Origin of the sequence: Chroococcidiopsis cubana SAG 39.79, assembly GCF_003991895.1 — a bacterium.
Taxonomy (GTDB): domain Bacteria; phylum Cyanobacteriota; class Cyanobacteriia; order Cyanobacteriales; family Chroococcidiopsidaceae; genus Chroococcidiopsis; species Chroococcidiopsis thermalis.
This window is the reverse complement of record NZ_RSCK01000106.1, coordinates 1-19,953: the sequence shown is the minus strand read 5'-3', so window position 1 is coordinate 19,953 and position 19,953 is coordinate 1. Positions and strand designations below refer to the sequence as shown.

General features: G+C 45.6%; 17 protein-coding genes and 2 pseudogenes. 5 read left to right on the top strand and 14 right to left on the bottom strand.

Annotated features, from left to right (window positions below):
• The first annotated feature begins 314 nt into the window (after positions 1–314).
• A complete protein-coding gene (locus DSM107010_RS31955) occupies positions 315–3,776 on the top strand; it encodes a DUF3987 domain-containing protein (RefSeq protein WP_127024873.1) in 3,462 nt (1,153 codons plus the stop codon).
• A gap of 73 nt (positions 3,777–3,849) precedes the next feature.
• Here DSM107010_RS31955 and DSM107010_RS31950 read toward each other — a convergent pair whose 3' ends face one another.
• The 5 genes from DSM107010_RS31950 to DSM107010_RS31935 form a co-directional block, all read right to left on the bottom strand.
• Positions 3,850–7,215, bottom strand: coding sequence for a helicase-related protein (locus DSM107010_RS31950; RefSeq protein WP_127024870.1), 3,366 nt, complete (start codon positions 7,213–7,215; stop codon positions 3,850–3,852).
• Between the two features lie 106 nt (positions 7,216–7,321).
• Positions 7,322–7,438 carry a hypothetical protein gene (locus DSM107010_RS43320; protein WP_422387913.1) on the bottom strand — a complete coding sequence of 39 codons (117 nt, stop codon included), beginning with the start codon at positions 7,436–7,438 and terminating at the stop codon, positions 7,322–7,324.
• Between the two features lie 19 nt (positions 7,439–7,457).
• Positions 7,458–7,766, bottom strand: coding sequence for a hypothetical protein (locus DSM107010_RS31945; RefSeq protein WP_199755890.1), 309 nt, complete (start codon positions 7,764–7,766; stop codon positions 7,458–7,460).
• 13 nt (positions 7,767–7,779) lie between these two features.
• Entirely contained in the window at positions 7,780–8,187 is a 408-nt protein-coding gene (locus DSM107010_RS31940; protein WP_106168600.1) for a hypothetical protein, read from the bottom strand.
• An 84-nt stretch (positions 8,188–8,271) separates the two neighbouring features.
• On the bottom strand, positions 8,272–11,298 hold the full coding sequence (locus DSM107010_RS31935; RefSeq protein WP_106168601.1) for an Eco57I restriction-modification methylase domain-containing protein: 3,027 nt from the start codon (positions 11,296–11,298) through the stop codon (positions 8,272–8,274).
• 1,068 nt (positions 11,299–12,366) lie between these two features.
• On the opposite strand from DSM107010_RS31935, the gene DSM107010_RS41670 reads away from it, so the two are divergent.
• Positions 12,367–12,597: a hypothetical protein gene (locus DSM107010_RS41670; protein ID WP_241994424.1), complete on the top strand. Its 231-nt coding sequence runs from the start codon at positions 12,367–12,369 to the stop codon at positions 12,595–12,597.
• 72 nt (positions 12,598–12,669) lie between these two features.
• On the opposite strand, the pseudogene DSM107010_RS43315 reads toward DSM107010_RS41670, so the two are convergent.
• A pseudogene (locus DSM107010_RS43315) lies at positions 12,670–12,859 on the bottom strand (UPF0175 family protein); the annotation flags it as partial.
• Between DSM107010_RS43315 and DSM107010_RS40960 the strand changes: the two are divergent.
• Positions 12,821–12,955: pseudogene (locus tag DSM107010_RS40960) on the top strand (PadR family transcriptional regulator); the annotation flags it as partial. The pseudogenes DSM107010_RS43315 and DSM107010_RS40960 sit on opposite strands and share 39 nt — an antisense overlap.
• Before the next feature lie 124 nt (positions 12,956–13,079).
• On the top strand, positions 13,080–13,298 hold the full coding sequence (locus DSM107010_RS31915; protein WP_127024864.1) for a hypothetical protein: 219 nt from the start codon (positions 13,080–13,082) through the stop codon (positions 13,296–13,298).
• A gap of 41 nt (positions 13,299–13,339) precedes the next feature.
• Here DSM107010_RS31915 and DSM107010_RS31910 read toward each other — a convergent pair whose 3' ends face one another.
• From DSM107010_RS31910 to DSM107010_RS31900, 3 genes are all read right to left on the bottom strand, one after another.
• Entirely contained in the window at positions 13,340–13,543 is a 204-nt protein-coding gene (locus tag DSM107010_RS31910; RefSeq protein ID WP_106169169.1) for a DUF6887 family protein, read from the bottom strand.
• Entirely contained in the window at positions 13,540–13,725 is a 186-nt protein-coding gene (locus DSM107010_RS31905) for a DUF6888 family protein (RefSeq protein WP_106169170.1), read from the bottom strand. Before DSM107010_RS31905 ends, DSM107010_RS31910 begins: the two co-directional genes overlap by 4 nt.
• Before the next feature lie 105 nt (positions 13,726–13,830).
• The gene (locus DSM107010_RS31900) at positions 13,831–14,277 is read right to left on the bottom strand and encodes a hypothetical protein (RefSeq protein WP_106169171.1); all 447 of its coding nucleotides are present in this window, start codon (positions 14,275–14,277) and stop codon (positions 13,831–13,833) included.
• A gap of 111 nt (positions 14,278–14,388) precedes the next feature.
• Here DSM107010_RS31900 and DSM107010_RS31895 point away from each other — a divergent pair, with 111 nt between their 5' ends.
• Positions 14,389–15,348 carry a tyrosine-type recombinase/integrase gene (locus DSM107010_RS31895; RefSeq protein ID WP_106169172.1) on the top strand — a complete coding sequence of 320 codons (960 nt, stop codon included), beginning with the start codon at positions 14,389–14,391 and terminating at the stop codon, positions 15,346–15,348.
• A gap of 27 nt (positions 15,349–15,375) precedes the next feature.
• Here the strand turns inward: DSM107010_RS31895 and DSM107010_RS31890 are convergent, their stop codons facing one another.
• The 5 genes from DSM107010_RS31890 to DSM107010_RS31870 form a co-directional block, all read right to left on the bottom strand.
• Positions 15,376–16,182, bottom strand: a complete 807-nt coding sequence (locus DSM107010_RS31890; RefSeq protein ID WP_106169173.1) for a tyrosine-type recombinase/integrase — start codon at positions 16,180–16,182, stop codon at positions 15,376–15,378.
• A 131-nt stretch (positions 16,183–16,313) separates the two neighbouring features.
• The gene (locus tag DSM107010_RS31885; RefSeq protein ID WP_015155772.1) at positions 16,314–16,508 is read right to left on the bottom strand and encodes a hypothetical protein; all 195 of its coding nucleotides are present in this window, start codon (positions 16,506–16,508) and stop codon (positions 16,314–16,316) included.
• A gap of 63 nt (positions 16,509–16,571) precedes the next feature.
• On the bottom strand, positions 16,572–16,706 hold the full coding sequence (locus DSM107010_RS42575) for a hypothetical protein (RefSeq protein WP_015155771.1): 135 nt from the start codon (positions 16,704–16,706) through the stop codon (positions 16,572–16,574).
• 214 nt (positions 16,707–16,920) lie between these two features.
• Positions 16,921–17,166: a hypothetical protein gene (locus DSM107010_RS31875; RefSeq protein ID WP_127024861.1), complete on the bottom strand. Its 246-nt coding sequence runs from the start codon at positions 17,164–17,166 to the stop codon at positions 16,921–16,923.
• Between the two features lie 170 nt (positions 17,167–17,336).
• Positions 17,337–19,631: a telomere resolvase gene (locus DSM107010_RS31870; protein ID WP_106169175.1), complete on the bottom strand. Its 2,295-nt coding sequence runs from the start codon at positions 19,629–19,631 to the stop codon at positions 17,337–17,339.
• Between the last annotated feature and the right edge of the window lie 322 nt (positions 19,632–19,953).

The following is a 19,953-nucleotide window of genomic DNA, read 5'->3' as shown; positions in this document are numbered from 1 at the left end:
CCCAACGACTCTAGAACCCCCCCCCCAAACATAGGAGTTAGGTCACGATAGAACAAGGGTTTCAGGCATTGCTCGCTCCAAGTTGTAATAAAAACTATTACAAATCAGCTCGAAAAATGGCTCGGTATCGATAAAGGCATCTGTTATAAAACCAAGATGCACCTTTTAAAAGCCAAAGCCGAGACAAACATAGCTGGGTTCGCATCCTGACATGGGAACAAGTTTTAACCCCGACTTCTCCGAGCAGAGCGGATTCAGAAGTAATGTTATTGCGATCGCTTGCATTTGTCTCGGCTCCCAGCAGGAGATTCGAGATGTTCCAGGAGTACGAAAATCAGTTTGTCGCATCACACAAACCTTACATCGACCGCAACCAAGCAACTGCTCACCTAGAGGCGCTGGGCTACCAGCAGGGAGATGCCGTCTACGTCCGAGCTTTCTTGCCCAAAGAAGATCCCCGCTACGCGCCCAACACCGGACGTAAAGCCGATCGCCTCAACTGGGAGCAAGTAGAACGTTGGCAAGCACAAGGATATGGCGTTTATATCGTGGTGAATGGTGGGGGACATAAAGACGAAGACGTAAAGTCCTGCCGTGCCATCTTCTGCGAATTTGACGATCGCCCGATTGAAGACCAAAAAGAGTTTTGGCGCTCTCTAAACTTGCCAGAACCAACATTACAAGTACAAACCCGCAAATCCGTACATACCTATTGGGTATTTGATGCAGCAATAGAAATTGATGCTTGGCGCAAATTACAAACTGACCTGCTCATTCGCACTGGCTCCGACCCTGCCTTAAAAAATCCCAGTCGGGTCATGAGACTGGCTGGTTCTTACCATATCAAACCTGGGTGCGAACCAGTACGCTGCAACATCATTCACTGTGGGGACAAGCGTTGTAGCTACGAGGAGCTACGCGCTGCTATTCCACTACCAAAACCACCAGCGACTAAACTGCCGCTGTTGCAACCGTCTTGTGGATCTACACCTCAAGGACAACGCTATGAAGAGATTCAGGTTCCAGTGCCGGAAGCAGTTCCCTTAGAAGCGTGCCTTTCCAAGGAATCTCGCCTACTACTTGAATCTGGAGTCAGCGAAGGCAGCCGCAACGTATCGGGAGCTAAATTAGCGCGTGACTTGATTGGGACTGCTACCTACCTCCAAGCGATCGGGCAGCATTTTAACGGCAACCCCCAGCAAATGCTAGAAGACTATGCTAATCGCTGCACCCCACCCTTACCTGCTTCTGAGGTAGATGCAATCTGGAAATCAGCCGAAAAAGATCGCCCTGGTCCTAGCTGCCAGCCAGAAGGAGTGGAAGCTTGTATCAGAGCATGGTACTGGAAGCATCACCTCAAACCAAATCGACAGCAGCAAGCTACCCAGAAAAGTCATAATCAGGTCTCTGGGAGAGGATTTGGTCATGGCAACGGTAGCAATGTTGGGAAACCACCCGTTGCTGCTGTAACTTTGTGCGATCGCATTAGAGAAATTCTCTCGCGGCACGAAACTGAATCAGTTGTTGCCAGCGCCTTGATGGACTTAGCTACTGCTACCGGACGCACGTATAACGAGATTAACTCTCTAGCTAGGATTATTCGGGCTGAAGGCGAACTAGCCACCGAAGTCATTGCGGCAGTCCAGTCCTTTCAAGGAATACTCAAGAGTTGTCGCAAGCGGTTGGACATTGGACGCTATTTAGATAAGGCATTAGCCGACCCGCTAGTGTCTATGGCAGCAGCAATGCCCACCGCACCAGAGTACCTATTTAATACTTTTCTTGCCTCTAGTGCCTCGCGCATCGGCACGGCAGCGAGAGTCGCGATCAACCCAGAAGGCGGCTATACGCAACCTTGTATTTTCTGGACGGCTAACGTCGCCCACAGCGGTCAAGCCAAAACTCCACCCCAGCAGGCAATTCTCAAGCCGTTAGAGGAAATGGAAGCAGCAGCCAAAGAGATCCACGACATTCAAATGGAGGATTACGAGAATGACAAGGATGCTGATGGCAAACCACCAGTGCGACAGCGGCGGTTGCTCAATAACGTTACCACTTCCACCAAAATTCGGATTCATGACGAGAATCAACGCGGCTTGCTGGAATATCTGGACGAGTTAGTAGCAGACTACCAACGCTTGAACCAGTATAAGAGCGGTAAAGGCGACGACCTACAACTAGAACTATCGTTTTGGAATGGCTCTGGTGGAAATTTTGACCGTCACGATGCTCGGCTATTTTTGGGGCGCGTTGCTTTGAGCAAGACGGGGACGTACCAATGGGACACGTTGGCGCGGTTGATGGCAGACGAAGTTAACTTCATTGCCTCCGGTTACTCGTCTCGGTTTCTCTACTGCTCGATTATCGATGCACCAGCTCGGTATCTCGACTTGTTATCTTCTCGCTCTGCTAATACTCTCAAACCATTGTTGCAGGAGTTGTACGGGGAATTAGAAAAACTGCCCCAATCTGACTACCTACTCTCCCACGAAGCTAAAGTGCTATTTCAAGGGTGGAACCATACTTTAGTTAACGCCGAGATTGAAGAAGTGCATTTTGGGCTATCGCTAATCTACGCCAAGATTGAGTCTTATACGGCTCGGCTCGCGCTGTGGCTGCATATAGTTAATGCCGTGCTGCGCGGTGAAAACCCCATACCAGTCATTAGTGGCGAAACGATGCAACACGCGATCGAAATTGCCTCTTTTTATCTATGGCAACACAAGCTGATCCACGCGCATAACGCACCTAACTGCCAGTTAGAAGGGCTTTTCCTCAAGGTACAGACTCAAGCCGAGAAGTTTTTTACCAAATGCAGTAAAGGTGTAGGAGCATCGTTCCTGAAGACGCGGATCAATGCCCTGAAAAATTGGGCAGTAGAAAAAATTCGCTGCTCGATTTTCCAGCCGTTAGCAGCAGCAGGTCACGGTCGGATTGAGGGAGAAGGCAGCGAGATGGTCTACATCCCCAATACCCAACCGGATGCCAGTGGCGATCGATTGGTGGATGTTGGTGGTGAGTTGATGGCATCACCAATCGCTGAAAGCCCCACTGTTTCTAGCTTACAAACACTAATTGGTGAAATTGGTGAACAAATAGACTCTACCTTGACTGCCAAGCTGTCAAGTGAAGCGACAACTCAAGAGGGCAACGCTTACGCCTCACCCCACCGGACAGTTGCCTCAACGGGGGACACCCCCGCACGGCACTGTCCTCACCAATTCACCAATTCATCCGCCCAAAGCTTTGCTAATACTGGCACTCTCGCAGTTGATGAGTGCGCCAATTCATCACCAATCGTACCAATTGCACCAAGTCAAACAAAGTCGCTACAACAATTACCAAATGCAAGAGAATTAGCAGCACAAGTGTTGGGCTGTGCCACATGGGTAGAGTTGGCACAACAGATAGATCGCAGTGCCAAAAAGCTGATGAAGGCTGCTAGTTGCATGAGTTCGCAGCAACGCGATCGCATTGCTAACTTATTAACTACACATTTGTGTTCTAATCCCGATGCGCTTTCTCAGTTGGCTTGGATACCAAAAAAGCTGCGGGACGTTGTGTTGAAGCAACTGAGTTTTACAATTCGACAAATGAGAAGGAGTGCAGAAAGTTTAGAACTTTATTGGGAACACATTTCTAATTGCCAGTTTGTTTGTGCAGTACTCCAGGAAAACGATCGCCTGCGATGGACTTTCCAAACTCCTGATGGCGATACCATCTCTGTTTTGGATCTCAAAGTAATTGCGGCGATCGCCCAACGAGCAAAAAGTTAGTTTCGGTTTAATCCTACCCCCAGTCATTAGCAGCTAGACTTAAGTATCAGAAGCAAAGCATACTTTAATGAAGTCACACAAAAGCTTCACTACAAACAATAATGGGAACTGGATGAGATAGTGTTGGCAAACTATTATTATTTAGCCATTCGCGCATATTATGTTGATTGTAAATCTGCACCAGTTGGTTGAATAAATCCTGACCTGTTACACTATTGCGTCGCAGCGCATTTATCTCTCGGCTGATTGCCCCAGTCATTGAACCGCGAAACACTTTTTCTAAAATATTAACTTGGGCTTTTACTTCCTCTTCTTGGATTGTTTTAAAAAATACTCTCAGTTCTCGTAATATGTACCGCTGCCCCTGAGTCAATCGCTGGTGGAAATCGCGTTCTGCTTGGCGATGCTTGACTTCTTCAGCAAATTGACGCTTGACACGCATAACAGCAGAGTTATGGTCTTGGGGAAGCGCGGCAACGGGAGTGGTTGAATCGGATTTAATTGCCCCCAGAATGCGGGGAATGTCTCTTGAAATGACATCTCCTTTGTCATCTATCAAAAATAACTGCTGGTAGCCTTTGATATCGAGTCGATTGGGGTCTGAAGCTTCACAAAACACGTATGTCGCCTGATGCATTGATACTTTAGCTGTACGAATACCATTGGGTAAATTGGCAATCCGCTCGAATTCACCAGGGTCATTCTTCTGTAATTGTCTGAGAATTTCTTCAGCTTCATTTAAATCCAAAAATTCCTCTGATTCTGGCTCAAAGAGACTCAACTGTTTGCCCTTTTGTTCGTAAATGGCATACATTGCTTCTTCGTTGAGTTGCTCAGTTCGATCCAAAATGGCAGCATCTTCACCAATAGTGTCATGAATTTCCTGAATCCGATTTTTGAGCTTTTGCTTCAAGCCTAAGTTGCGTTCGATGCCCAATTCTGGTAGAAAGTTGAAGCCATAAATTACATCTTTATCGCTACCAATTCGGTCAATTCGACCAAAACGCTGAATCAATCGCACTGGATTGAAGTGCAAATCGTAATTGACGATCAGGTCGCCGTCTTGAAGGTTTAAACCTTCAGCTAAGACATCGGTGGCAATCAGCGTATTTATTTGGTTTTCTCCAGGTTTGAATTTATATTCCTGATTAGCTAATGGTGCAAATCTTCCGACTAGACGCACTTTTTTCGGGCTGTTACTGCTATAAATTACCTCAATGTCATCTAACTGACCTTGTGGATTCAAGTTGTCGTACAGATACTTAGCTGTATCAGCATACTGGGTAAAAATTAATCGTTTCTTGTCTTTGAAAGGAGGTTTAGATAGCCACTGTTTGAGTTTTTGTAATTTTGCATCTTTATCGGGAGCGATCGGTGCAACTAATTCTTGAATTTTTTTTAAAAGTTTAAGATCGTGTTCGATATGCTGCTGTAATCTTTCTGCATCAAAATCAGCTAAGTCATATTTATCTGAGACTTGACGTAAAGCATCCATCAAGTCTTGTTCTTCAGCTTCGTTATAATCTTCGGATAAGAGAGTTTGTGCTTCTTCTCCGGCGGGAACAAATCCTCGCTCCAGTCCACTGAGAAACCGTTGATGCACGAGCAACAATTTTTTGATAGTTTCTTGAAAGGCGTAGACACTGGACTCGAACCGCTTAAACAACAACACTCGCATCAAACCGCGCAGATTTGCACCAGCCCGTTGCAATGTGGTGTATGGTTCTTGCTTCTGTTTGGATTTTAAGACATAGTTCCACAGTCCATAGCGGGCATAGCTGAGTTCATCAACTGGTGGCTTGACTAGTAGGCGCTTACGAGATTTTCCTATGTATTGACGTAATTCTTGGTAAAGCCCCTGGTAAGTATCCTCGATGCTGTACTCTATGGTTTCTAGTTCTCGCTTGGGGAAAAAGCGATGCTTCCCGCCAACAATGACGTAAGCCCGTCGCGTACCGTTGAGGTACTCTCCAAAGCTAGATGGATCGACTGGTTGATGGGTAGCAGCGTCGAATCCGTAAAAACGTAAGATGTGATTGCGGGTGCGGCGAATCAGGATGTGAGATAGTAACTCTGGCAGTTTCTTTTCGCCCCTTTCAACTAACCGAAAGTATTCTTTCAAGTCAGGGGGGTCTATGGGTAAGTCAGTTTTATCGTCTTGATGGAATAATTTCAGTTGGTAGTAGATATCCCAAGCACTCTTGTTGCGGGGAGTTGCTGTTAACAGACAACAGCGTTTACCAGTAGCTAAAAATGTTTCTAAAACTTTATAGCGTTGAGTCGTGTTATTTCGCAGGTTGTGGCTTTCGTCAATTAGTACGAAGTCTCTATCTTTATACTTGAAATCATCCAAGAGAGCCTTGAATCCACTCTCATCATCTTCCTTCAACAACCCCATTGACAGAACGCGGGCATTCAGTTGGTAAACTTCGTTGTAACGTTCCCACATTTCTATCAGTGGGGGAGGGCAGATAATAAAAGGACGGGCGCGTTCTATTTGTTCAAAGCGTTTGACAATTGCCGCCCCAATGAAGCTTTTACCCAGTCCAACGACATCAGAGACAAAAGTCCCACCGTAGTCTCGAATATTGTTAATAGCATGAATCACAGCAACTTTTTGGAATTCTGCTAATTGTTTGGTAATTTCGTCTTCTAAAATAATGTCTTTTGCAGCTGTATCCTCTAGGCGATCGCGCACTAAGGCATAGAGAGTTTTCATGTAAACATCATAGGGACGGGCGAGGGAAACAGCCCAAGACTGTTTCATTTCTCGCATCAAAGCTTCATTAAAATCTTCTCCTTCGTTCCAGAGTTCATCAAACCAGTGGGTTAATTCTGCATGGTTATCGTTGCCATGAATCACTACATTTAGTTCAGTGTTGTGAGTGATGCCGGAAAGGGTAAGATTAGACGATCCGACAATAGCAATGCCATTTTCTGCACGTTGTACGGGTCTACCTTTGTTATCAAAGACAGCACCGTAGTCAAAAATATAGGCTTTGGCGTGTAAGGTTCCTTTGGTGTAAACCTTCACATGAAGCCGTTTTTCTTCAATCATCTGCACTAGGTTTTTTACCAGTGCCTCAGCTTCATCAGTCTGATCCATTAGTTCTATACTGGAACGGATATTGGCTGCTGTATCCGCTGCCATTTGTTTAACTTCAGGGCGTTTGGGATAGGTTTGAGCTTCAACTTTATCAGCAATTAATTCTAGTTGTCGGTATCCTTGGGCGATTTGTTCGATTGTTTCGCGGTTGGTGGTGTTGCCAATTAGTAAGCGTAATTCTTTAATATTGGTGAGGCGATCTGCAATGGCGGTGAAGCCAGAAAGAAAGAAGTAACCTACTGCAAAATGAGCTGCTTCTGAAGAGTCAAGAATGCGGTTGATTTGGTCTACTAATTTACGCTCGCGGTTATCTATAATGTCATGAGTTGGCATAAGTTTTTACTTAGAAATGCAAATCTAGACACGCCAGCGGCTGACTCAAGAGTTCGCTGATGTGTGCGGATAAATATAAATATTTAAGGTTGAAAGTAAATACGGTTTAAGATGCTAGGACTTCACTGAGGACAACAACGGACAAGCCGGACACATTGCGAAAGCCCCGCTCGTTAGTAATAAATTGGGTACAATTGACAGATAAAGCTGTAGCAGCATGAATAGCATCAGGTGTTTTTATATTAGTGGTAGCCCTGAGAGTTGCAGCTTGCTTTCTTCTCGGCTTGGCTGATGGGAATCAGTCGCATTTCTGAAGAGAGAAGGAGATTTTCATATTTTGCAATCAGAGCATTATTTGCACTTCTTAACGGGACGACTAGCGTTTCCATTAGTATTAGTTCACTGCTAATGATTTCAACTTCATTTGTTTGAAATTTCAACCATAATGGTTGTAGTAGTGAAGCATAAATTTGATTCTCTTCAACAGTATAAATAACTGGTGATGTATCTATATAAATAATGCTAGATGATGGGATATTTAACTGTCCCATGTCTGTTTCATTCCTAATTCTTCCACGCTCTGGGTTTGTTGCTTATATATTGTTTTATTAACTCCTCATCTGAAACTGTAGATGTCACGTCTACTAGCCCGATACCATGTAATTTTGCAACGGAAGCAATTCTCAGATTCTTAAGGTTTTGTGCATTTTCTTCAGCTTCTTGTATTTCTTTTCTTTTTTTTCTGATAAACTCCTTTGCTTCTTCTTCAGTAGGTGGTTCTGCTATATAAGAAGATAAGTCTACTTCTTCAGTCTGACCATCTTCATAGTATGCTGTCACGGTTATGTAGTTAGGTGAATGACCATATTTAAGGTCGTTTTTGGCAGCAGCGATCGCTTTTTCTAAGCTAGGCACAATTGCTACTTCATCTCCCTCAATATTTTCGACTTTGAAAGCAAAAGGTTTTTTCATGATGTCCTCCTTGAGGTGAATGAGCGTTATTCTGAGGACTAGCTGCTATCTAATCCCTTTTCTAGCTTCCTTACTATCCTTCTATCACAATCCGTAAAGGGCAGCAACGCGATCGTCTATTTCTTTTTCCCACACCTCACACCCAATTCCTTTTGCATCTAGACATTTTTGGACTAATTTAGATATTGCTTCTCGCTCATTAGTAGAAGCATTGGGAATAGGAATTTTTTCGACATATTGACGAAAAAAGCGTAAATAGCCACCTCTAATTTGAGTGCTTAACTCAATGTAAAAAGTTTCAACTACAGAAGAATTAAGTACGCCAAGCAAATATAAGTCATTTGTTGGAATAAAATAGCCTGTGTTGTTCAAATACATACCTTTACTATCAAAAGCAAAACGTAGTTCTTTAGCGATATCAGGAAATACAATCTTTGTTACTTCTAATCGCTTTATATTACTGGGACTTGCTTGGAGTTCATACCATTTGTAATCACCACCCGACCGCCCTACAGATTCCTTTCCTGTTTTCTTTGGTGTTAACTCTGCTTGCCATTGAGCTAAATGAGCTTTGATTGCAGGATAAGTATCTATATCGATGTCACGTCTTGTAAAAATTAACCATCGCTCTTGCCTGTCAACATACCACTTACGAATGTCCTTGCCTACTGCTAGCGGCTTAATAATTTCTGCACTTTTGGGGTCTTTGGCAATTAATTCTGCTCGTTTCAAACCATCAATGATAAATGCTTTATTAAACCCAGTTTTAACACCATAATAAATCTGACCATCAATATATTTGCCTAACGAAATACCTACTAACTCCATTTTTTCTAGTCGATTAGCTGAAGTGTTATCAGTTAGCATCCAACGCGAACTGTTGACAGCTGTATGCGGTAAAACTTGCCCCTTTTCTCGAATAATCGCTAATACATTAGGATAAGGAGCTTCTAAAGATTTAACTTGAGTAAAAATAGTTGAAGAGCTATCTACTTTTCGATTTTTTGCAATAAAAATCATTGGGTATGCTGTCGCAGTTTTAAAGACGGGCAAATCTCCAAAATCTGTAATACTTTGTATATTACAAGTTTCAGCAATATACTTTCTTAGTTTTTCCCCATAATTGGCACGAAACCATTTATTTGACGAAATAAATGTTAGCATTCCTTCAGAATTCAACAATTCTAAAGCGCGAGCATAAAAGAAACAGTATAAATCAGCTTTTCCTGTATAAATAGATGGATAAACCTTTTCCAACGTTGGCTTTAAGTGTTTAATTAATTCTTGTCGCACGTATGGTGGATTCGCTAAAACGATATCAAACCCACCATCTACAAATACTTCAGCAAACTCTACTGCCCAATCAAACCCAGATACTTTGCTGCTACCATGAGTCAATAGAGCGATTTCCGTCTTCAGCGTTGTAATCTCTTGTTCTAAAGCCTTCTTTTCACCCCATAAATGTGCCTTCATATAACGGGCTTTAGCATCTCGATACTGCTGTATACTTATAGCTTGAATCGATCCCATCCTTTTAGGGTTAGGTGCAATCAGACTATCTCCCACTTCGATTTTATATTTCAGGTTTGGTAGTGGTGGCGGATTGTCTCCTTCATAATCTACTGCTAGAGATAACCACAATCTTAATCGAGCAATGTTGACAGCAAATGGATCGATGTCTACTCCATAAAGATTGTTTTCGATAATCTCTAACTTACGTTGGTAGGTAGATTTAGAATCTAGTTTTTTAGTGTTAAACAAGCACTGTCGTAAATCTAATAACTCATGTAGCATTCCTAACAGGTAAGCCCCACTGCCAGCGGCTAAGTCACAGGTGCGAACGCGCCGTAATGCTTCTAAAATTGCTTCATGATTTCCTAAATTAACTGGCTCATGTTCATCAACAAATTGCTCAATTGCATCGGTTAACTCTCCTGAAACTTGAGATTTGAGATAGCCCTTCAATGCTTCTCGGCACATAAAAGAAACGATGGGTTTAGGAGTATAGTAACTTCCCGATCCATGTCTATCTGTCACCAGTTCCTCAAACACTTTGCCCAGCATTTCTGGGTCAACCGCCACTTCTACATCCAGCGGCGTACTCTCAGTAACGGTAAAAGCAAAGCGTTGAAATAGGTCATGAAGAATAGTATCGAGACATTCATCTGGTACTATAATATGAGAGTCTTTATCGTCTTCATCTCTTTCAAATAGCCCACCGTTTAAGTACGGTACTGTACCAATCAAGTATTTAAAATAGCCACCATTATTGATACCAGCTATATCTTGCTGTTGAGGATTATTAAGTCCTTCAAAGAAGAGGTGCGATAGGCGATCGCGATAAAAATTCTTATTTGCAGTGCTGTCGTCCTGCTGGTAATCCTGCCACAGAGCTGATAGGTAATCAGTTTTCCCATTGAACTTCAGCCAACCTTTTTTCTGAATAAAGGCAATAAACATCAAACGGTTAAATAGCTTTTGAGTGAATAACCGCCTGCGTTCGTTCTCTGTTAGAGTTGGTTTAATTAGTCCTTCAACTTGCTCAAAAATTTGACGATACTGTGCAAAAAACTTGTTAGTGACTACCTCAACGTCAAATGCTTCATCATGGCGTTGCTGAATCTCTAAAGGTGATGCGTCAGGATTAATAGATTCAAGATTCAGCAGGCTCAGTTGTTCCGTTGCTGTTCTTAATTGTTCTCCTTCCCCAACCGTAATGCGCCGGAAGAGTTTTCTTTTCTCAGTCGTGCTATCGTACTTGACGTTGAGAAAATGCCACTGCGATTGTGTTTTATTGGAAAAAATAAAGAGAGTATAGGGATGATCTTGTAGAAGACGATTGACAACGATTCTTTCCCCTTCTCTTGATAATCGAGCTGATTTCAGTCGAGCATAAATAACGTGAAAGTCATTATTAATTCCTCCAGAAGCTAATAACACTGGGTCTTCTTCTAGCTCCTTGTCAACTTTTGCAGTCCATCCTCGCCGAGAAAGTGCTTTATTAACTCGTTCGTAACTCAACTGACTCCAGAATAGTTTCTTGAGTGCATCAAGACTTTTTAGACTTTGAAGTGATTTTAAGACAGACTCTTGTAGTTCCAATGGCGACATAGCGAGATAGGAAGATGAGGCGAAGGGGAACCTACCGCGCAGCAAAGCTAGACCGCTAACGCTAGTACGTCGCAGCTACTCTGTTACATTGAAATATTGTGTAGAGACGCAAATAATCGCACCTCTACTTCTATTTACAAGCGCGGCTAATTGTTGAGTAATTCGCGCTCAAAAATTCTGTTATTCTTGTGTCAGGCAAATAGTTGGCTATAGTCGATCGCTCGACTCTGCACTCGTCGTTTGACTTATGCCTAATTTATAATAGACAGGTTTTATATATAAAGCAGCGTAGTGTTACCCAACAAACTTATATAACTAATTTATCTTTACCTTTGCTCAAAATCCACGAAATCTTAAAAAGATATTAATCCCTTTAACTTTGCAGCTACAGGAGCTTAATATAGTGTTTACCAAGCCTCATAGAGGTGATAAATGTAGCATTTAATTTCCTGCAATCTAGAGAAATAGCTATATTATTTGTGAGGCTTAAAAAGGCTTTAAATATCAGTCAGTAAATCTACGTTGATAGTTTAAACGAAAGCTTTATATCTTCAAAAAAGTTAAGTTTAAGGTGGTTTGTTACTGCGCTAAGATTGTTGTCAACTGAAGGTTTACTGAAGGTTTGAAGACTCAGTGGGAATATAGTCCGCGAGTCCGCGAAGATTGCGATCGCCGTATCCCGTCAACCTACTTGCCAGCCGCTGATGCACCTGAATCTAGCCACATAGGAATTACAGGCTGACTTGCTTTTAGGAATGCGCGAGCGTTCTTTTCGTCAAACTCTACAAGTTGAGCGCGATCGCTCTGGATGCGGATCGGATATCTATGCTTCGCTCCGGCTGGACTACACATAATTTTGGCTGAAATGCTTGTAGATTGAGGATTTCAAGCATATACATATAAAAGCTAACAACGTTTCCCCGCACAGCGTAGATTTTGACATACCCCTGATTTCGCCCTCCGCAGCGATGCAGTAAGTAATTTCATCTGACCTAAGTTCACCACAAAGCCAAACAGGGCATTATAAAAAAGCAAGTTTTGGAGAATCCACTCAACTGCCATACGAACGTGACCCACAAAAATTGCACTTGTTCGCCGCGATCGCTATTATGTCGCTTAACGGGATTGTCGAGTTGGTCGTTGGCGATCGCGGCGAAGAACTTTGCTCTACTGGGTGGGGCGCTAAGAACTGCGCTTGGACTTGCGTTCGTTCTTCCCGTAGTTGGGGGCGCATCTGTCGGATTCTGGCAGTCCACGCCTCGCGGTGCAGTTGCTCTAACCAGTCAAATGAATCCATAGTTTTTCAGGGTGGCAGCTTACCATGCTAGCACTATTACCTACTCGCCACAGGAAGCTCAACCACGTTCGAGCTTCCCGTTGCAGGTCGTCGAAGTCTACAACGAATACATCGACTTGCTCGCGCTCAAGAGCTGCAAGAAAGTCTCGGCGGTTCAAACCCGCAATAGTAACAGCTTTCTCCTGGGAGATTTTGCTATGCCCGATCCCAGTAGATAGCAGTGGCTTTCTGGAAGATGAGAAAGCGATCGCTTCTCGTTGGCAGAAAATAGTTGGGCGCGGTCGTCCGAGGAGAATGTATCAGGTCAACCCCCAATGGCTTGGGCGTTGCACAAAAGCTAACCGAAGAGTGGACGAATAGCGTTGCCAAACAGCAGCAGGAGCAGATGAGGGATGTTGCAGTTCGACGATAGAGCAACTCGCGCCAAGGCGATGCCGCTCGTCGGTTTGCTTTGCGACCATCGCGTCTCAACTATTTCAATTATTTGACGCAACCAGCATCAACATCAAAGCACAAAGCAGTTACTGACTTACTACCCAGGAGGCGTTCGCGCTTGAAAGACGTACCACCAGAAAACGCACCATTACAAAACTCAAAACAACCCGTAACCCTTTGGCAACTGATTGACGCGATTTCCATACTGCACGTCATTCAAGACGAGCCAACTCAAGGAAAATCTTTGATTAAGCGCCCAAAGTTTTGAGATTGCAAAGATTCCCGCCCCATTGTATGAGTTTGGCACTCTCATGAGCTTTTCTTCTTCTCAATCAATTTTTGCAGAATTGCCTCTTGTTCGGAGACAGGTGTATCCGCGTCTACCTCCGTCCATATATCACGACTCATTAGTTCGCCTAACGCCGCGCTGAACTTTGACTCGTCATTCCGATTTACCGATAAGTATTGCTTGAGCTGAGATGGGGTCATTTGTTGATAGTTTACTTCACTCATTGATTCTCAAACCTCCAAGAGCCATTTCTAAAAATAATTAAAGCAATGCCATCGTTCTCTCCAGCTTGAATGTAGATCGTTTCGGATTTGGAATCGTAGCGAAAGACATTGATAGGTTTGTAACCGTTAGATAGATATTGACACAAGATTACTGATTTAATAGCCTGTGCTGTTGTTGGCATAGAAATAGGCGGCTTGTTCGGTGCCTTGAGAGATTGCGTTGCTTTACCTTCAGTTGAGTCGAGTTTGCTAGTGGAAGGTTTGCTGCACTCAAGGGGATTCGCTCCTCACTCGCGCAAATCGAGTGGGCGCGAGATTTGTGCCCCATCGAGAATGACTTCCAGATCCTCTTCCACCTCCAGTCCCTCTGGAGCTAGGGGAGTAAAGTTGCCGCGAGCGGGTAGCTCTGGTAACTCCCCTAGCACAGCCACCGCCTCCGACAGCAAGCTGAGGCTGTCGCTATCGGGATGATTTTGGACGACGCGAACGGCTTTGACGACGACGCGCAATCCGACTCGCAGGCGCTCTGCGTCGCGGGCAAGACCTAGTAGCGCTTGGAAGTCACTTTCTGCCAAAATGCGGTACTGTCCCGTTTTAGTTTGCAGAGTAGCGATCGCTCCGCCTCGCACCGAGTCGAGCGCCTTCGCACCTTGGCTGCGGAACTGCTCGAAGGACGACCAACTTGGACCTGCTTTCAAATCTAATGCTTCAGGATTCGGAGTCATCGATGCCATCTACGTTCGCCTCCACTGAAAATTATAACCGAAAAACCAACGAAAAACCAACGAAAAAGCAGGGCAGTTTCGTGAAAAAATAGCTCTTGAGAAGACATATTTCCAAGAGCGATGCGTCTGTTAGATCGGGCTGAAATTACCGCGTTGAAACAAATTGAGCCTGTCGCGCTGACCCTGCACCCGGCTGCCGTCTACCTCGGCACTTTAAGTGAGGGGTCGCAGCGTGCCATGCGCTCTTCTCTCGATGCGATTGCAAAGGTATTGACAGATGGAGAATGCGATTGCTTGACTCTCGATTGGTCTAAACTACGCTATCGCCATACGGCTGCTATCCGCACTGCCCTCAAGCAGCGACTCGCTCCTGCAACGGTAAACAAAATGCTCGTCGCCCTGCGGCGGGTACTCAAAGAAGCTTATCGGTTAGACTTGATGGAATTTGCCGACTATACCAAAGCGACCGATCTTGCCAACGTCAAAGCGTCAGGGGAGCTGCGCGGTCGTGCCTTGAGCGCCGAAGAAATTGACGCTCTAATTGAAAGTTGCTCTGCTAAAACGCCCCTCGACCTGCGTGATGCAGCTGTCATTGCCCTGCTGCGAATTGGCGGGATGCGGCGGCAGGAGTTAGCGCAACTGACACTTGCCGATCTAAACCGGAGCAATGGTTCCCTTGTTATCCGGCGCGGTAAAGGCGGGAAAAAGCGTGTCGTTTATCTCAATGAGGAGGCAGGAGCGATCTTGAGCGAGTGGCTGGCATTTAGGGGGAACTCTCCAGGGGCGTTGATTTGTCCGGTCAACAAGGGTGGTAAAGTCGAACTACGACATTTTGCCCCCGATGGAGACGGCATTTACAAGCTGGTACGAGAGCGGGCGACTAAAGCGGGAGTCGAACGGTTTTCGCCCCACGATTTCCGTCGCACCTTTTGCTCAGACTTGTTTGACGCTAATACCGACCCCTTCTCGGTGCAGCAGTTAGCCGGTCACGCCTCTTTAGCGACTACCGCTAAGTACGACCGACGCTCTGAGGCGGCGAAGCGCAACGCCGTGCGAGGGCTAAAGTTGAAGAAGACCTAGTTGGTCTAGAATGTTTTCGGCAATGTATTAGGCGTACCAGTCAATAGCAGCGAGCCAGTAGTCTTGGGGAATGCTTTGAAGCTGGGGAAATAAAGCGTAAGCACCCAGCAGGTAATCGATAACGTTTTGATAGTGCCCGATCCCCGTAAAAGCCCGCAAACGCCTAATTGCAGCTAAGAAGGAGTCTTCTTGAAATTTTGTAATTGTCTGATATTCTTGCTCTTGCTCTGGGGTAAGCGCCACCTTCGTGCCGTGCCAGTTCCATAGCAGACAACATTGCCGTAAAGATAGAGAGGTGGGTTGGAGTAGCAGGGCAGCGCGGTAAAATAAACCAGTAGTTCGCAGCATGTAAGGGTGGATAGGGAATGGAATGTCCGCGCTCTTTCCAGCTTGTTGAATCAGATGGTGCAGCGAGCGCTCCGCCAGACGGGTCTGCCGTTCGGAGACGAATAACCAACTCTCACCGCGCATCGCATGGAGCTGTTGCAGGATGTCAATTTCAGTTGAACTCAGGGGTTGCACATTGCTAGGGGGTTGACCCCAACGAGTTGGTAGGGTGCGAAGGCGTGCGACTCTTATGATGTTTTCGGCAAAGTCAATGTCAGACCAGTGCAAACAGCAAGCTTCGGCAGGTTGTAAGGCTTGGCAAAAGAGCAGCAAGGCGATCGCCGTGTTACGAGTCGCGGCGCGGGTTTGTGCGAGAGCGGCAATGACGGCATCGATTTCGTGCAAGTAGAGAAATTCGCGGTCGCGACGCTGTTGAAACGGTATCTTCTTCGGTGGTGGAGATGGAGGCACGAGCAGAACATTGCCGAAAAGGTTTGTAGATGCCATGATACTGCTATTGATGCGATCGCGCGATCGCAGCTGGTGTACTTTTCATCGATAATTGTCAGTTTTTTATGGCTCTTCCCACATAGCAGTCAAAGGCAAACTTGACTTTAACAAGATCGGTGAGCTAGTTGTTAGCTATGAGTCTGTTGGCGTTTCAATTCTTGTATGAGAACTTGGCAACGCTTCATAGCTTCTCTTGCTTGTTGCCGGAAGTGTTTGGCTTGCTCCTGGTTAGTTTCGTATACTTGGGAACCTTTTCGTCTCAGTTCAACAGCTTGCTTACTGAGTTCCCGAATGCGAGTCCTTAATTGTTCAACGGTTTTCATCTATCCTCCAGTTCGGAAATGACAAATTCCAAATTTTCAGCTTCTTCATAAAGTTTATCCGCTCTAGTGGCTAGGTTCGCTGGCGGACTCAAAGTCATCATTTTCTAAGGCATGATCGGCGGCTTCATACAGATCGTCAATAATTTGTTGTAATTGTGTGTAAGCTTTTAGCAATGCATTTCTAGTTTCTGGTTTCATTTTCCTGGTAATTTAATTGCAAAGCATCGCCAAATCATTTCAATTGCGCTCGCGTCGAGCGGGCGATGCACTAGATAGCGATCGCAACGATATATTCTTTCATTCTTCAAGGTCTAATTCTTGGTGGCGAATATTTGGCTCGGTCATCTGAAATCATCTCCTTAAACACTTTCATCTTTCCTACCAATGTCGAATTTGTTGTTGGAATGGAATGTCATGCTTTTTTGGGACGACCGCGTTTACCGTGGTTCTTGCCTACGGTTGGTGTGGCAGCCCGCACTCGTGCAATCAGCTGTTCCTGGTTTGAGATCGCCATCGTTTCCAAGCGAGAGATCGCCCGATCCCGATTGCCTAAGTAGGCAATGGTTTTGGGGACGGGGTGGGGCTTACCTTCGACCCGCTGCGACTCCATCAAGTAGAAATAGCTGTTGCCTTTAACTTGTTTGATGCGGATAAACACCGTGTAGAGCCTAACTTATTGTAGAGCCTAACTTTTTCACTGTAGAAACAGCCAGCTCGACTTGTTGTAGAGCCTAACTTTATTTCTACTCGTTGTAGAGCCTAACTTTATTTGTCGTCTCCCAGAAAAGTTAGGCACGAAAGATGCCTGAACAGAATGAGGCGATCGCTTCATGCTTCAAACTGCTGCACAAATGCTTTGAGTGCTGCTGTATCCTTACCTCGGTTATGTCCGCGTTGATTGTTGACACCAATGCGCTCGTGGTGTTGTGAGATCGAGTTCTGATTCGCACTAATAAACTCCTTAGCCGCCTTACGATTGATGCCAAAAGTTTCCTCCAGTAGACCGACAGTTATAGCCCAAGTATCCTGGGGATGTTGTTGGTTCCATTCACAAATAGCAGCAAAGATACGTTTTGCTCGTTCTTTAGCTCCACCACTTCTAGCCGATCTGGGTGCAGCCGAGCCGGAAATCCGAGACGGGGTAGTGTTGGTAGTATCCGGCACTGGCTGTGGTTGGGTCTGCTCCTGCACTTGGTCTGGATCGTGTAATACTGACCCAGAGCCAGGGGCAGAATCAGCACCTTTAGTAGGTGAAGTATTTGGAGTTGGTGTAGGGCGATCGTTGCCTAGAAGTGCGGCTTTTGCAGCTTCAAATCTTGCAGCCGCCTGCTTTAACTCCCGATTTTCAGTCTTCAACCGTTCTAGTTCTAGCCCGAGAGTGGAAGAAAGAGTAGAAGTAGCGCTCGCTTGCTCGCGTTGTTGTTTGAGCGTAGTAATTTCAGCTTCGAGTGCTTCAATCCTACCCGTGAGCCAACTCAAGGTGCGAGCTTGGTCTACGACTACCTGCGCGATCTCCCGATCTGCCCCTACTTGAGTCGAGATTGGGTGCGTAGAGTCATGTTGAACGGTTCCTTCAGCAGCACGGGCGAGGTGAGATTTTGCCTCGCTCGGCTCTGGTGTGACTCCATTAGCCCCTGGAGAGGCTTGGGTGACATCTTTTGAGCTATCAAGTCGTGCTTCCACCCATTGCAGCAGGGCAGCGGTTTTCTCCTGCTGGTTGTCACATTGAGGGCAGAGAGCATCCAATACAGCCAGCCAGCGGTCATGCTCGTCCTTAAAAATTCTTAACAAACTATGTTGGCGTGGTGGAGTGGGATCGCTCTTGGTTGAATCATTTGGTGAAGCGATCGCTCGTTCGCTCTTATCTGTTTTAGAGGTAAGTTTGGTCTGCGCTGGTTTTACCCGTACACTTTGGGCTGGTGGCACTGGCTCTACAGATTCTAGCGGTGCGATTGATTTCTCTTGAGGCACGGGCTGTGTTGGCTCTAGCTGTACTTCATCCCGCTCTAGGGGTGGTAGCCCATTAGCATCCAGTAGCACTCCTTGACCTTCTAAGGGTTGACCCTGCTGGTTAACTAATCGGTAATGAAAATAATGACTAGTCGCTATGCTATTGGGTGCAGCCTGCTGTTGGTCGAGTACGTGTCCGAGGTAGTGCTGAAGGAAGCGATGCTCGTGTTTGGTGGGAGGGCAGAAGAAATGAATGGCGATCGCCCCATACACGCCTCTGAGCCGATGAATCGAAACAGTCTTCTTGCCAGCCAACACGGGTACGATCCCGCTATCCTGAAACAAATGCTTCATCTCTCGGTCAATCCGAGTATTCAGCACGCGCATTTTGGGGTCTTTGCTATCCACCCCTTCTAACTGTTGGATAGCAGGCAGCGTGCGGAACCGTTCGATACTCTCTAGCACTTGGGCAGCAGGTACGAGCGTGAGAATGTCGAATGCAGGGGAAGCCTCGCCTTCACCAATCTGCTTTTTCTGCTGCCCCTGAAAATGTAGAAGGTAGGGATGGTGAGTCGGTTGGAACTGACCCTTGCTAATTACTTCGGTGTGCCGCCTACCCGTGAGTGCAGCCAGAGCGATCGCTAAATGCCGCTCGTCGTTTGATGCCAGCAATTCAACGGCTGTATCTAGGTAGCGTTGCAGGGGTACGGGTTGTAGATTGTCTTGCCTATTGTTATTAGCTGCCGTACCTTCAGAGCGAATTTGCTGGTAGGTAGCTCGATCGTATTTGAGGTAGTAGAGAGCGAAGTGTTCCTGAGTTTGTCCGAGTTCTCCAGTATTGCGCTTAGTCCAAGTGACTAGATGACTATTTTCATCAGTTAGGGGCAGAGTGCCTGTAGAAATTGCATCCTCGATCAGTCGGCGGTATAAGGGGATCTGATTGCCAGCGATCGTTGCTTGGGGATAGCCCTCTTCTAGCAATGTAATTTCAGCTCCGCACAAAGCTTGAATTTCATCTGGTGAGTTGAGCGACTTTAATCGCTCGACAAAATGAAGTGCTAGCTGGTCCAACTCGTATTTGGACAGCTTGGTGCGATCGCCTTTTTGAATGCGCTGACGGTATCGGGCAATAATTTCTTCTCTGCTGAGGTCAAACCGAGTAGCATTGCTCATAGGTGCTGTTAGGGATTAGGAGCTAGGGATGAGAGAGGAGGGGTAGGTAGGTGGAGTCAATTTTTGAGCAATTTTAAGCATGGTATTGGGTAGCAGGTTGTGAATGAATTGCTTCTGCGTACAGTCGAACGTTCCTACCCCCAAGACTTGCTAGCTTAAGCGTACAAAGTAGGATTTAGCTGTAACACGCTCATGTGCGATCGCGCATTAAATCTTTTGCTTCTCTGCATTGTGCCATAGAGGTGGTTAACAGGTAGTGGAGGTGATTTATCCAACTATTCTTTTCCTCATTTTATACAATTATGCTTAACAAATATGCAGT

Coding starts and splice junctions, on each gene's coding strand:
- DSM107010_RS31945 (WP_199755890.1), bottom strand. CDS start 7,766: ATGGGACAGTTAAATATCCCATCATCTAGCATTATTTATATAGATACA.
- DSM107010_RS31935 (WP_106168601.1), bottom strand. CDS start 11,298: ATGTCGCCATTGGAACTACAAGAGTCTGTCTTAAAATCACTTCAAAGT.
- DSM107010_RS31905 (WP_106169170.1), bottom strand. CDS start 13,725: ATGCCAACAACAGCACAGGCTATTAAATCAGTAATCTTGTGTCAATAT.
- DSM107010_RS31950 (WP_127024870.1), bottom strand. CDS start 7,215: ATGCCAACTCATGACATTATAGATAACCGCGAGCGTAAATTAGTAGAC.
- DSM107010_RS31895 (WP_106169172.1), top strand. CDS start 14,389: ATGCGTCTGTTAGATCGGGCTGAAATTACCGCGTTGAAACAAATTGAG.
- DSM107010_RS31910 (WP_106169169.1), bottom strand. CDS start 13,543: ATGAGTGAAGTAAACTATCAACAAATGACCCCATCTCAGCTCAAGCAA.
- DSM107010_RS31900 (WP_106169171.1), bottom strand. CDS start 14,277: ATGGCATCGATGACTCCGAATCCTGAAGCATTAGATTTGAAAGCAGGT.
- DSM107010_RS31890 (WP_106169173.1), bottom strand. CDS start 16,182: ATGGCATCTACAAACCTTTTCGGCAATGTTCTGCTCGTGCCTCCATCT.
- DSM107010_RS31940 (WP_106168600.1), bottom strand. CDS start 8,187: ATGAAAAAACCTTTTGCTTTCAAAGTCGAAAATATTGAGGGAGATGAA.
- DSM107010_RS42575 (WP_015155771.1), bottom strand. CDS start 16,706: ATGAAACCAGAAACTAGAAATGCATTGCTAAAAGCTTACACACAATTA.
- DSM107010_RS31885 (WP_015155772.1), bottom strand. CDS start 16,508: ATGAAAACCGTTGAACAATTAAGGACTCGCATTCGGGAACTCAGTAAG.
- DSM107010_RS31955 (WP_127024873.1), top strand. CDS start 315: ATGTTCCAGGAGTACGAAAATCAGTTTGTCGCATCACACAAACCTTAC.
- DSM107010_RS31870 (WP_106169175.1), bottom strand. CDS start 19,631: ATGAGCAATGCTACTCGGTTTGACCTCAGCAGAGAAGAAATTATTGCC.